This is a genomic window from Massilia sp. CF038 (assembly GCF_900129765.1).
Lineage (GTDB): Bacteria > Pseudomonadota > Gammaproteobacteria > Burkholderiales > Burkholderiaceae_D > Telluria_A.
In genome coordinates, this window is record NZ_FQWU01000002.1 from 906042 (window position 1) to 918434 (window position 12393).

Here is a 12393-nt window from a genome sequence, read left to right on the forward strand (position 1 = left end):
ATGTAGCACACCCCAAGGGATGCGAAAGAGCCATTGTAGCAAGCTATGCCGGTACGGCAAACAGAGGGCGAAACGGGAGGGGTAATACGGGCGGGGATAGATCGAAGGAGGCGAGCCTGATCTGCGGCACTTATGGTTAACGGCCGTGGCTGCTTCGTTCCCGACCTGACCAGGTTAGCCATGCCACAATGCGCAGGGGCCCGCCAGCGCTCATTATAACCGACCTCAGAAATTTGTGGGGAGCATCACGATCGTGCTCCCCTTTCGGCCGCTTACAGGCCCAGTTCTTGCCAGATGCTGTCGATCCGGGTCTTGACCTCGGGCGTCATGGCAATCGTCGTGCCCCACTCGCGGCTGGTTTCGCCAGGCCACTTGTTCGTGGCGTCGATGCCCATTTTGCTGCCCAGTCCGCTGACTGGAGAAGCGAAGTCCAGATAGTCGATCGGCGTGTTGTCCACCAGCAGGGTGTCGCGGCTGGGGTCGACCCGGGTGGTGATGGCCCAGATCACTTCTTTCCAGTCGCGAATGTTGACGTCTTCATCCACCACGACAATGAACTTGGTATACATGAACTGGCGCAGGTAACTCCATACGCCAAACATCACGCGCTTGGCATGGCCGGCGTACTGCTTTTTCATCTGCACCACCGCCATCCGGTAGCTGCAGCCTTCCGGCGGCAGGTAGAAGTCCGTGATTTCGCTAAATTGCTTCTGCAGCAGCGGAATGAACACTTCGTTCAGCGCCACGCCCAGCACGGCGGGCTCGTCTGGCGGTTTACCTGTATACGTAGAGTGGTAAATCGGGTCGCGCCGCATGGTGATGCGGTCGATGGTGAACACGGGGAAGCTGTCCTGCTCATTATAGTAACCAGTGTGGTCGCCATATGGGCCTTCCAGCGCGTGTTCGTAGCCGGTGGGGTGGTTCGGATCGGCGTAGATGTGGCCTTCCAGCACGATTTCAGCCGAGGCGGGCACGCGCAGCTCGCTGCCGATGGCCTTGGTCAGCACCGTGCGGCTGCCGCGCAGCAAGCCGGCAAACTGGTATTCGGACAAGCTGTCCGGCACCGGGGTGACGGCGCCCAGAATGGTGGCCGGGTCGGCGCCCAGCGCCACGGCCACCGGATAGGGGGCGCCCTTGGTGGCAATGCCGTGTTCGCGGAAGTCGAGCGCCCCGCCCCGGTGCGCCAGCCAGCGCATGATCACCTTGTTGGGGCCCAGTACCTGCTGCCGGTAGATGCCCAGGTTCTGGCGCTTTTTGTTCGGGCCCTTGGTAATGACCAGGCCCCAGGTAATCAGGGGCGCCACGTCCCCCGGCCAGCAGTGCTGGATCGGCAGGCGGGCCAGGTCGACATCGGCCCCTTCCCACACGATCTCCTGGCACGGTGCGCCTTTTACTTCCTTGGGCGACATGTCCCACACGGCTTTGACGAGCGAACCCAGGTCCATGAAATCCTTGAAGCCCTTGGGCGGCTCGGGCTCTTTCAGGCGCGCCAGCACGTGGCCAATCTTGCGCAGTTCGCCCACATTATCGGCACCCATCCCCAACGCCACGCGGCGCGGCGTGCCGAACAGATTGCCCAGCACGGGCATGCGGTGGCCGGTCGGATTCTCGAACAGGATGGCCGGCCCTTCGGCACGCAAGACCCGGTCGCAGATCTCGGTCATCTCCAAATAGGGCGAAACGGGCATGGAAATGCGCTTCAACTCGCCCATTTCTTGCATTTGAGAAACAAAATCACGCAGATCTGAATATTTCATCGGTTTTTTCTGGTTTTTTTCAAGGTTGCATGGTTGTTCAATTGTCCATGCCAAGTAGTTGATTTGACAGGGTTTTGCTGCAATGCATTAACAAAAGCTAGATCTAAAAGTAATAAGGATCAATAGTGTTAGTATTGACTTGATATAAACCAGCTTCTACAATTTGCACCATGTTGATGAGACAGCAGCGTCCAAGGACCCAATTTTAGCTGTTCTCAACCATTCACGGGGTCGGGGCCCCAACGACATTTTAAGGAGTGTTTTCAATTAGGCGTCTGCCTAGCCCCCGAAAACAGTTGTTTTGCGAACGGTCTAATACCACAGGGAACGACCCGCTGAAGCAAGCAATGACGGCGTTAATCGTGCGCATCAGCCACGATAGACGATATTTCTGATGCACGGCATTGGTAATCCACTGCGACTTATCGCGGTTCTGGGATTACTGTTGCCGCGACAAAGGGGAATTCGATGATAAATCGTTTCAACGAGGCGGCGAAGTTCGCCCAAGCAATGGCTGCCCAGCCAGTGACGTGGTCTTCCGTCGCAAAAACCGGCCGTGGTTTGATGACCACGATGCAACACACCCTGACCGTCTTTGGTCTGAGCGCTCTGGCCCTGGTGGCCATGCTGTACACCCGCCCTGACATGGCGAAAGAAGTATCGGAGTTTCTGTCGCCGGCGCCCGTGGTGGTCGCCAAGCCCGTGCAGGCCCCTGCCCTGTCGGATCTGATGGCCGCGCGTGAAGCGAGCGCCAAGGAAGATGCGGAGACAGAAGCCGATGAAAAAGCTGCGCTGGGCAATGCCAAGCAACAGCAATTCGTCACCACCTGGCTGTCCAAGCGTTACCGCGTAGCAGGCGATGCCACCAATATGCTGGTCTCGACCGCGTATGACACGGCCCATGAAGTCAAGATCGACCCACTGCTGATTCTGGCTGTGATGGCGATTGAATCCGGTCTCAATCCGTTCGCGGAAAGCCCGGTTGGCGCCCAGGGCCTGATGCAAGTCATGTCCAAGATCCACCACGCCAAGTTCCAGGACATGGGCGGCACCCAGGCTGCTCTCAATCCGGTTGCCAACATCCGTGTCGGCGCCCAGATCCTGAAGGAATACGTGAGCCGTGGCGGTTCGGTGGAAGCCGGCTTGAAAACCTATGTGGGCGCTGCCGCCTTCGAAACCGACCAGGGTTACGGTTCGCGCGTGCTGGCCGAGTACAACCGTCTGAAACTGGTGGCCAAGGGCAAGCAGGTGCCGACCTTCACGCCACCAGCGCCAGCATCGGTGGTTGCGGACAAGGCAGCAGATAAAGCAGCGGACAAGGCGCCTGCCAAGCCGGCACCAACGCCAACGCCAACCCTGCATAACGACCAGTTGGCCGGGCTGTAAGCAACACGCACTATATATATAGTGAAAAGCCGGACTCCTTGCGGAGTCCGGCTTTTTTTATGGCGTGCGGGTACTTCGCAATCAGCGCTTGCACGTCACAGCGACTACCTCGCACCTGCCAACACCACATTGCACGTGACAACACTACATCGCACTCGCGAAGGCGCTGGCGCATGCGCCAGCCCTATACCATTTCACCGAATTCGGAGGCATGGGATGGGCCCCCGCCTTCGCGAGGGCGACGTGCTGGTAATTCGATGGGCGTTGCCTAGGGTGCGTATAAATGTGCTGGTAAGTCGGTGGGCGTTGCCTAAGGTGTATATAAATGTGCTGATACGTCGATGGGCTTTGCCGCGGGCATAAAAAAAGCCGCCCAGCAGGCGGCTTTGTCTGTACTGCGATGCCGAATTAACGACGGGTGTCGGCTGCCACTTCGTCCGCGCGCAGCTTCGGCGCCAGCTTGTCGAGCACGCCATTGACGTACTTGTGCCCGTCAATCCCGCCAAACGACTTGGTCAGCTCGACCGCCTCGTTGATGACGACGCGGTAGGGAATCTCGAGATTGTTCTTGAGCTCGTACGCGCCGATCAGCAGCACTGCGTGCTCGATTGGCGACAACTCGGCCACGCCGCGGTCGATCAGGGGCGCAAACGCTTCGCGCAGGGCCACCGAATCCTTGATGGCGCCATACAGCAAGGCGGCAAAATGCTCGGCGTCGGCTTTTTCGAAGCCGTGGGCGGCGCGGATGTTGGTGACGACAGTCTTGGCGTCTTCGTTATTGAGCAGCCATTGGTACAGCCCCTGCAAGGCGAACTCGCGTGCGCGGTGGCGCGGGGTGCGGTTCTTGCTCGGGTTGGCGTGCGTGGTTTTTTCAGTCATGGTACTTACCTGTTCTTCTGTGATGCGGGAGGCTTAATCTTCGTCGGCTTGCAGTTCTTCGAGGGCGATCAGCAGGTTGGCCATTTCAACGGCCACGCGGGCCGAATCGGCGCCCTTTTCTGCCATGCGCACTTCGGCTTGCTCGTCATTTTCGGTGGTCAGCACGGCGTTGGCGATGGCGATGCCGTAGTCCAGACCCACGCGGGTGATGCCGGCGCCCGATTCGTTCGACACCAGTTCAAAGTGATAGGTCTCGCCACGAATGACGGCGCCGAGCGCGATCAGGGCGTCGAATTGTTGGGTTTCTGCCATTTTTTGCAGGGCCAGCGGAATTTCCAGCGCGCCAGGCACGGTCACGTGCAGCACGTCTTCATCGGCCACGCCCAGGTGCTTGAGCTCAGCCAGGCAGGACGACAGCAAGCCATGGCCAACGTCGGCGTTGAAACGGGCTTGGACGATACCGATACGCAAGCCAGCGCCGGTCAAATTGCTTTCATAGGTTCCTACGGTCATCTCAATGCCTCTTTATCTGTTCTGGAATGTCTGTCTAGTGTACTTCAGGCGGCCGGCTTTGCCATGTATCCGGTGACTTCGAGATCGAAGCCGGTCATCGATGGCATCTTGCGCGGGCTGGCCAGCAATTGCATCTTGCCCACGCCCAAATCCTTGAGGATTTGCGCGCCAATGCCGTAGGTGCGCAGGTCCATGCTGGCAGCGCGCGCCTGCGGGCGGGTTTCGGGGGCGTCCAGGGCGGCAAACTGGGCAAACAGCTGGTCGGCCGTTTCACCGCAGTTGAGCAGCACCATCACGCCGCAAGGGGCAGCCTTGATGGCTTGCATGGCCGAATCAATGGTCCACGAGTGGGTGGTGGCGCGGCTTTCCAGCACGTCCAGGATGGAAACAGGCTGGTGCACGCGCACCAGCGCTTCGCAGTCGGCCTTGATGTCGCCATGCACCATGGCCAGGTGGGCCGAGCCGCTCGGCTTGTCGCGGAAGGCGATCAGGCGGAAGTCGCCGTGCACGGTGCTCATCTTGCGCTCGGCCAGGCGTTCAACCAGGCATTCGTTGGCGCTGCGATAGTGAATCAGGTCGGCGATAGTGCCGATTTTCAGGTTATGTTCTTTGGCGAACTCGATCAGGTCCGGCAGACGCGCCATGGTGCCGTCTTCCTTGAGAATCTCGCAGATCACCGAGGCCGGGGTCAGGCCGGCCATTTCGGTCAGGTCGCAGCCGGCTTCGGTGTGACCGGCGCGCATCAGCACGCCGCCAGGCACAGCCCGCACCGGGAAGATGTGGCCCGGCTGGACAATATCGGCCGCGCCCATGTTCTTGTTCACGGCCACTTGCACGGTGCGCGCGCGGTCGGCAGCGGAAATGCCGGTGGTCACGCCTTCGGCTGCTTCGATCGAGACGGTGAAGTTGGTGCCGAACACGGTGCCGTTGTTGGTGGCCATCATGGGCAGCTGCAACTGGCGGCAACGCTCTTCAGTCAGGGTCAGGCAGACCAGGCCGCGCGCATGCTTGACCATGAAGTTGATTGCTTCGGGCGTGACAAAGTCGGCGGCCAGGACCAGATCACCCTCGTTTTCGCGGTCTTCCTCGTCGACCAGAATGACCATGCGCCCGGCGCGCAGTTCGGCAACAATTTCCTGGGTGCTTGCGATAGACATGCGATTTCCTTGTAGACGGGGCTGCTTTTTTGCGAATCCGCTATTTTAAAGGATTTACCCGACTTCAACTTATCTAGATGCCGAGGCTGCCCTCGGGGCGGCTTCTTGAACACAAAATTTTGTTGCAGCGCGCCAACGAAAATTGCGAACACCGCTATAATTGTGAACTCTGATGAATTAACATGCAACACACTCACGGACTTCGTTCCGCGCGCCACCCTGTTTTGGAGTCATGATGTCGAGATGCATGCCGCTAGCAATGCCCCGTGGCCGCCTTTGCAGGATGCCTGCCTGATGGCTGCCGCCCTGTCGGCGCAAGCGCTGCAGGCCCTGTTGGCCCGGCATGGCGTCGCCAATCCGGCCCTGGCGCAAGAGCTTGGCAGCCTGGTGGGCGAGCGCGTGGCGCACCTGGAAGCGAAGGCCAGGGACAATGCCCAGCGCTTGCGCATGACTGAACAGGTGTTCCAGAGCACGCAGGAAAGCATCATGATGACCGACACGGCCGGTGCCATCATTGCCGTCAACGCCGCGTTCGAGCAGGTGACCGGCTACAGCGAACAGGAAGTGCTGGGCCAAAATCCCCGCATCCTCAAGTCGGGGCGCCATGACGCCGCCTTCTACCAGGATATTTTTGACAGCCTGCGCCAGGCCGGCCAGTGGCGCGGCGAGATCTGGAACCGCCGCAAGAACGGCCAGGTGTACCCGGAGCGCATCGTGATTGACGCCGTGCGCGGTGACGATGGCAAACCCGAAGCGTATGTATCCGTGTCCAGCGATGTGAGCGCCCTGCGCGCGGCCCACCACCAGGTCGACTTCCTCAGCCATCACGATTCCCTGACCCTGCTGCCGAACCGCCAGGTGCTGGCCCAGCGCGTACGCGACGCCGTTACCGCCGCCCGCACGGGCGAGCGCCAGATCGCGCTGCTGCTGTTTAACCTGGACCGCCTGCAGCGTATCAACGACAGCCTGGGGCACGAAACTGGCGACGCCATGCTGCAGGAAATGGCGCGCCGCGCCGGCGTGGTGGCAGGCCCGAACGATACCCTGGCCCACATGGGCGGCGATGAATTTGTCCTGCTGCTCACCGACTGTCTCGATTCAGACGCCATTGCCAATACCGCCGGGCGCCTGATTGAGGCCATTTCACGCCCGGTGCAAGTGGGCGGGCATGACTTGATCCTCACGGCCAGCATCGGCATCAGCGTGTACCCGCGCGACGGCGGCACGCCCAGCGAATTGCTCAAGGCGGCCGACGTGGCCCTGTCGCACATGAAGGACACGGGGCGCAATGGCTTCCGTTTCTTTAAAGGCGAGATGAATGCGCATGCGCTGCGCTGGATGTCACTTGAAACCCATCTGCGGCGCGCCATCGAACGCGGCGAACTGTCGCTCCATTATCAGCCCCAGGTGGCTATTGCTGATGGCCGCATCTGCAGCATGGAAGCGCTGCTGCGCTGGCGCAGTCCGGAACTGGGCCAGGTGGCCCCGGGCGACTTCATCGCCCTGGCCGAAGATACCGGCCTGATTCTGCCGATCGGGAACTGGGTGATCCGCCAGGCCTGCCTGCAGAACAAGGCCTGGCAGGATGCAGGCATGGCGCCACTACGGGTGGCCGTGAACGTATCGGCGCACCAGTTCATGGTTGGCAATCTGCCCGAGGTGGTGGCGGATGCGCTGGCCGAAAGCGGCCTGGAGGCGCGCTACCTGGAGGTGGAGCTGACCGAGAGCGTGATGATGCACGACAGCGAAGCCACCGCCGCCCAGCTGGCGCGTCTGACCGACATGGGCGTGTCCATCTCCCTGGACGACTTTGGCACCGGCTACTCTTCGCTCGGTTACCTGTCGCGTTTCATGCTCGACAAGCTCAAGATCGACCAGACCTTCGTGCGCAATATCACCACCGAACCGCGCAGCGCCGCCATTGCACAGGCGACGATCGCACTGGCCCATGGCCTATCGCTGGTGGTCATTGCCGAAGGCGTGGAGACCGAAGCGCAGTACCAGTTCCTGAAAGCGATTGGCTGCGACGAAGTGCAGGGCTACCTGTTCAGCCGCCCGGTCCCCCCGGACCAAATGGAAAACTTGATTTGCGGCAAATCGTCGCTCGCGCACCTTGCCTGAGCACGGAGTATGATGCGGACTCGATTCCAATCCGTGTGCAGCCAATGTCCAAGAAACTGGCAAGATCCGTCGTAACCGCCCTCTTCTGCTTTACCGCCACCATCAGCGCACGCGCTGCGCTCGACCTGTCGCAGCCGCTCCCTGTATCACCCCAGGTCAAGGTGGGCCACCTGCCCAATGGCCTGACCTATTACATCCACAAGAACGGCAAGCCGGAAAACAAGCTGGAACTGCGGCTGGTAGTCAAAGCCGGCTCCATTCTGGAAGACGAAGACCAGCGCGGCATGGCGCACTTTGTCGAGCACATGGCCTTCAATGGCAGCACCCACTTCCGCAAGCACGAACTGGTGTCGTACCTGGAGTCGATCGGCGTGCAGTTTGGCGCCGACTTGAATGCCTACACCAGCTTTGACGAAACGGTGTACATCCTGCCGATTCCAACGGCAAAGCCAGCCCATGTCGACAAGGGCTTCCAGGTGCTGGCCGACTGGGCGCAGGGTTTGCGCTTCGAAAGCGCCGACATCGATCAGGAACGTCCGGTGGTGCTGGAAGAACTTCGGCTCGGCAAAGGCGCCAATGACCGTATGCAAAAAGTGCTGCTGCCGAAGGTCTTCAACGGCTCGCGCTATGCGCAGCGCCTGCCGATTGGCCAGGAAGCAGTGATCAGCAAGGGCTCGCACGCGGCGCTGAAGCGCTTTTACAAGGATTGGTACCGGCCGGACCTGATGGCAGTCGTGGTAGTGGGCGACATCGATCCGCAGGAGGCCGAACGCCTGATCACACGCCACTTTGCTTCGCTCAAAAATCCCGTCAAGCCGCGCAAGCGCTTCGAAGCGACCATCTCGCCGCGCAATGCCACCGAGGCGATCGTGGTCACCGACAAGGAAGCGAGCGGCAATGCCCTGCTGGTGCGCTATCCGGTGCAACCGGCGCGTGAAGAAACCACGCTGGGCGGCTACCGCGCCATGCTGGTGCGCGGCCTGTTTTCCGCCATGCTCAATCAGCGCCTGCAGGAACTGGCGCAGCAGGCCAATCCCCCGTTCATGGCCGCCAGCAGCGACATTGGCCGGCTGGCCACCCGTTACGAAAGCTACACCGTGGCGGCCAGCCTGGGCAAGGCTGGCGCCGTGCCCGCGATTCAAGCGCTGAGCGAGGAACATGCGCGCGTGAGCCAGTTCGGCTTCAGCGAGGCGGAACTGGAGCGCGCGCGCAAAAACCAGATGCGCCGCGCCGAACGCATGTACAGCGAGCGTGAAAAAACCGATTCGGGCACCCTGGCCAGCGAATACATCCGCAACTTCCTCAACGGCGAAACCATTCCCGGTGCCGAAAACGAGTACCAATACATGCGCGAGATGCTGCCGTCGATCTCATTGGACGAAATGAATGCCTATGCGCGCGCCACCATCCCCACCAACGCGCCCAAATTGATCGCCTACACCGGGGCCACGAATAGCCAGACGCCCACGCCGGGCAGCGCCGATCTGCTGGCCGCCTTCACGGCGGCAGAGCAGACGGTGGTGGCTGCGCGCGACGACCAGGCAGTGGCGGCCGAATTGATGGAGACGCCGCCCGCAGCCGGCACCATCGTCAGTGAAACCGAAGACAAACGCCTTGGCCTGACCACGCTGCTGCTATCGAACGGCGTGAAGGTGATTCTTAAACCGACCGACTTCCGCAATGACCAGGTGCTCATGAGCGCAGTGCGCCTGGGCGGCCAGTCGCTGTATCCGGATGCGGACCGCTTCAATGCGCGCTACGCCAGCAATGTGGTGGCGGCGATGGGCGTGGGTGCGCATTCGCCAGTCGAGCTGCGCAAGATCCTGGCCGGGAAGACCGCCAGCGTGAGCGCCGGCTTGAACGCGTACACCGAGTCGCTGGGCGGCGCCAGTGGCAGCAGCGAAATTGAAGCGATGCTGCAGCTGCTGTACCTGCGCTTTACCACCATCCGGCGCGACCCGGTGCTGTTCCAGTCGTTTGTCGACAAGCAGATCGAGTCGGCGCGCAACGCACTGTCGCAGCCGGAAGCGGTGTTTCAGGATACCCAGGTAGCCACCTTGTTCATGGACCATCCACGGGTGGCGCGCGTGGCGCGGCCGGAAGACTTTGCCGGCCTCGATCTGGATCGTTCCATCGCCATTTACAAAGAGCGCTATGGCAGCGCCAAGGGCTTCACGTTCATGTTCGTGGGCAGCTTCGACCTGGCCGCCATCAAGCCCATGATTGCGACCTATGTGGCTTCGCTGCCCACCTCCGAGCTGCCCCTGAACTTCCGCGACATGCAGATCGAGACGGCCAAGGGCATCGTCAAGAAGGATGTGCGACGCGGGACGGAAGCGAAAGCGAATGTGGCAATCAGCTTCGCCGGCGACACAAGCTATTCGGAAGAAGAGCAGATGCGCGTAAACGCGCTGCTGGAAGTATTGAACATCAAGATCACGGAAACGCTGCGGGAAAAGCTGGCACTGATTTATGGCGGCGGCATGAGCGGCGGGATCAACCGCATTCCCAAGGGCCAGTACCTGATCAACCTGGCGCTGCCCACCGGTCCGGCCAACGTGGACAAGGTGATTGCCGCCGCCTTTGCCGAGATTGAAAAGGTCAAGGCCAACGGTCCGGACAAGGCGGACCTGAACAAGGTCAAGCAGAACTGGATTCTGGAGCACCGCAAGTCGATGCGCGAAAACGGCTACTGGCTGGGCAGAATGCAAGCGTCGCTGCTGCAGGGGACCGACCCGGCCAACATCCTTGACTACGAAAAACGCATCGAGGCCATCACCACCCAGGACTTGAAAAAGGCCGCGCGGCGCTATCTCGACACGCGCAATTACGTGCAGGTGGTGCTGTACCCCGAAAAATAAGCCTGGCCGCTGCCTAGACTTTGCCGGCGGAGAGCATGCGCTCGACGTAGCGCGCGATCAGGTCGATTTCCAGATTGACCTGGCTGCCGGCACGCAGATGCTTGAGCGTGGTGACCGAGATGGTGTGCGGGATCAGATTGATCGAGAAGCGGCATACGCCGTCGGCCTGGTCTTCCACCCGGTTGACGGTCAGCGATACACCATTGACCACCACCGAGCCTTTGAAGGCGAGGAACTTGGCCAGGTCCTTTGGCGCGTCGATCACCAGTTCCCAGGATTCCCCCACCGCCTCGAAGCGATGCACGCGGCCCAGTCCATCGACGTGGCCCGACACCAGGTGGCCGCCCAGGCGCTCGGCCAGGGTCAGCGCTTTTTCCAGGTTCACTTCACCCGGTGCATCCAGGCCCACGGTGCAATTGAGGCTCTCGCGCGAGACATCGACGCTGAAGGCGGTATCGGTCTTGACGACGACCGTCATGCAGGCGCCGTTGATGGCGATCGAGTCACCCAGGCCCACGTCGGCCAGGGGCAAGCCGCCCGCGTGGATTTCCAGGCGCACGCCTGCATCGAGACCGCCTTCGAGGGGCTGGACGGTGGTGATGTTGCCGACAGCGGCGACGATTCCGGTAAACATGCTGGATTATTCCTCAGGTTGATTGAAGCGGGCGAGGATACGGATATCCGCGCCGATTTGTGTGACGTCGTGAAAACGCATGCGGTATTGCTGGTCCAGCGCCTGCAGCGGCGGCAGCGCGAGCATGCCCTGGGCATCGCCGATCAGGCTGGGCGCCAGATACACGAGCAGCTCGTCGACGCAGCCTTCGCGCACCAGCGAGCCATTCAGTTTGGCGCCCGCTTCCACATGCAATTCGTTGATCTCGCGCCGGCCCAGTTCCAGCATCAACGCGGGCAGATCGACCTTGCCGCTGGCATTGGGCAGCAAGATGACCTCGTGGCCAGCGGCGCGCAGGCGCGCTTCTTTTTCGGCGTTGCCGGTGGCGGCCACGATCCAGCTGGCGGCGCCTTGCAGCACGCGCGCGTCGGGGTCGATGTCGAGCTTGCTGTCGACGACGATGCGGCGCGGCTGGCGTGGCGTTTCAACCGCGCGCACATTGAGCTGGGGATTGTCGGCCTTGACGGTGCCAATCCCGGTCAGGATGGCACAGGCGCGCGCGCGCCAGGCGTGGCCGTCGGCACGCGCTTCCGGTCCGGTGATCCACTGGCTTTCACCGCTGTGCAGCGCAGTCATGCCATCCAGACTGGCGGCAGCCTTGAGACGGACCCATGGGCGGGCACGGCGCATGCGCGAGAAAAAGCCGATATTGAGTTCGTAGGCTTCGCTGGCCATCAAACCTGAACTGACGGCGATGCCGGCCGCTTCCAGCTTGGCCAGGCCCTGCCCTGCCACCAGCGGATTCGGGTCGACCATGGCGGCCACCACCCGCCCCAGGCCGGCGCGCACCAGGGCGTCGGAACACGGTGGCGTGCGGCCGTGGTGGTTGCACGGCTCCAGCGTGACGTAGGCGGTGGCGCCGCGCACATCGTGGCCGCGGGCAGCAGCGTCGCGCAGGGCCTGGATTTCGGCGTGGGCCTGGCCGGCAGGCTGGGTGTGGCCGGCGCCGATGACGACGCCGTCGCGCACGATGACGCAGCCAATGCGGGGATTGGGCGCGGTCGTGTACATGCCTTTGGCTGCCCATTCGAGGGCAAGTTGCATGT

Annotated in this window: 9 protein-coding genes and 1 other RNA gene; 3 read left to right on the top strand and 7 right to left on the bottom strand. The window is 61.6% G+C overall.

All coding sequences use genetic code 11. The annotated features are described in order from the left end of the window. Positions 1 to 106: 106 nt before the first annotated feature. Positions 107 to 205: signal recognition particle sRNA small type (gene ffs / locus BUC24_RS14485), an RNA gene on the bottom strand. 67 nt (positions 206 to 272) lie between these two features. Beyond that, positions 273 to 1757: a 4-hydroxy-3-polyprenylbenzoate decarboxylase gene (gene ubiD, locus BUC24_RS14490; protein ID WP_073217436.1), complete on the bottom strand. Its 1485-nt coding sequence runs from the start codon at positions 1755 to 1757 to the stop codon at positions 273 to 275. A 468-nt stretch (positions 1758 to 2225) separates the two neighbouring features. On the opposite strand from ubiD, the gene BUC24_RS14495 reads away from it, so the two are divergent. Continuing rightward, a complete protein-coding gene (locus BUC24_RS14495) occupies positions 2226 to 3143 on the top strand; it encodes a transglycosylase SLT domain-containing protein (protein ID WP_178372552.1) in 918 nt (305 codons plus the stop codon). A gap of 408 nt (positions 3144 to 3551) precedes the next feature. Here the strand turns inward: BUC24_RS14495 and nusB are convergent, their stop codons facing one another. From nusB to ribBA, 3 genes are read right to left on the bottom strand one after another with little or no spacing between them, the layout of a single operon-like run. Then, positions 3552 to 4022 (bottom strand): transcription antitermination factor NusB, encoded by a 471-nt coding sequence (gene nusB, locus BUC24_RS14500; protein WP_073217439.1) that lies wholly within the window; start codon positions 4020 to 4022, stop codon positions 3552 to 3554. 33 nt (positions 4023 to 4055) lie between these two features. Next, the gene (gene ribH, locus BUC24_RS14505) at positions 4056 to 4535 is read right to left on the bottom strand and encodes a 6,7-dimethyl-8-ribityllumazine synthase (protein ID WP_073217442.1); all 480 of its coding nucleotides are present in this window, start codon (positions 4533 to 4535) and stop codon (positions 4056 to 4058) included. 44 nt (positions 4536 to 4579) lie between these two features. Then, positions 4580 to 5692, bottom strand: coding sequence for a bifunctional 3,4-dihydroxy-2-butanone-4-phosphate synthase/GTP cyclohydrolase II (gene ribBA / locus BUC24_RS14510; protein ID WP_073217445.1), 1113 nt, complete (start codon positions 5690 to 5692; stop codon positions 4580 to 4582). Positions 5693 to 5935: 243 nt separating this feature from the next. Between ribBA and BUC24_RS14515 the strand changes: the two genes are divergently transcribed. Further along, positions 5936 to 7813: a putative bifunctional diguanylate cyclase/phosphodiesterase gene (locus tag BUC24_RS14515; RefSeq protein ID WP_073217448.1), complete on the top strand. Its 1878-nt coding sequence runs from the start codon at positions 5936 to 5938 to the stop codon at positions 7811 to 7813. 44 nt (positions 7814 to 7857) lie between these two features. Continuing rightward, positions 7858 to 10674 (top strand): M16 family metallopeptidase, encoded by a 2817-nt coding sequence (locus tag BUC24_RS14520; RefSeq protein WP_073217453.1) that lies wholly within the window; start codon positions 7858 to 7860, stop codon positions 10672 to 10674. 13 nt (positions 10675 to 10687) lie between these two features. On the opposite strand, the gene BUC24_RS14525 is transcribed toward BUC24_RS14520, so the two are convergent. Together BUC24_RS14525 and ribD are read right to left on the bottom strand one after the other, a co-directional pair. Further along, positions 10688 to 11308 carry a riboflavin synthase gene (locus tag BUC24_RS14525; RefSeq protein ID WP_073217456.1) on the bottom strand — a complete coding sequence of 207 codons (621 nt, stop codon included), beginning with the start codon at positions 11306 to 11308 and terminating at the stop codon, positions 10688 to 10690. A gap of 6 nt (positions 11309 to 11314) precedes the next feature. Next, complete coding sequence (gene ribD / locus BUC24_RS14530; protein WP_073217459.1) at positions 11315 to 12391, bottom strand: bifunctional diaminohydroxyphosphoribosylaminopyrimidine deaminase/5-amino-6-(5-phosphoribosylamino)uracil reductase RibD; 1077 nt, start codon at positions 12389 to 12391, stop codon at positions 11315 to 11317. Positions 12392 to 12393 lie beyond the last annotated feature (2 nt).

Bases quoted from the DNA above. Each gene is read 5' to 3' on its own strand.
- ribH (WP_073217442.1), bottom strand. From the start codon at position 4,535: ATGACCGTAGGAACCTATGAAAGCAATTTGACCGGCGCTGGCTTGCGT.
- BUC24_RS14520 (WP_073217453.1), top strand. From the start codon at position 7,858: ATGTCCAAGAAACTGGCAAGATCCGTCGTAACCGCCCTCTTCTGCTTT.
- BUC24_RS14515 (WP_073217448.1), top strand. From the start codon at position 5,936: ATGCATGCCGCTAGCAATGCCCCGTGGCCGCCTTTGCAGGATGCCTGC.
- BUC24_RS14525 (WP_073217456.1), bottom strand. From the start codon at position 11,308: ATGTTTACCGGAATCGTCGCCGCTGTCGGCAACATCACCACCGTCCAG.
- ribD (WP_073217459.1), bottom strand. From the start codon at position 12,391: ATGCAACTTGCCCTCGAATGGGCAGCCAAAGGCATGTACACGACCGCG.
- nusB (WP_073217439.1), bottom strand. From the start codon at position 4,022: ATGACTGAAAAAACCACGCACGCCAACCCGAGCAAGAACCGCACCCCG.
- BUC24_RS14495 (WP_178372552.1), top strand. From the start codon at position 2,226: ATGATAAATCGTTTCAACGAGGCGGCGAAGTTCGCCCAAGCAATGGCT.
- ubiD (WP_073217436.1), bottom strand. From the start codon at position 1,757: ATGAAATATTCAGATCTGCGTGATTTTGTTTCTCAAATGCAAGAAATG.
- ribBA (WP_073217445.1), bottom strand. From the start codon at position 5,692: ATGTCTATCGCAAGCACCCAGGAAATTGTTGCCGAACTGCGCGCCGGG.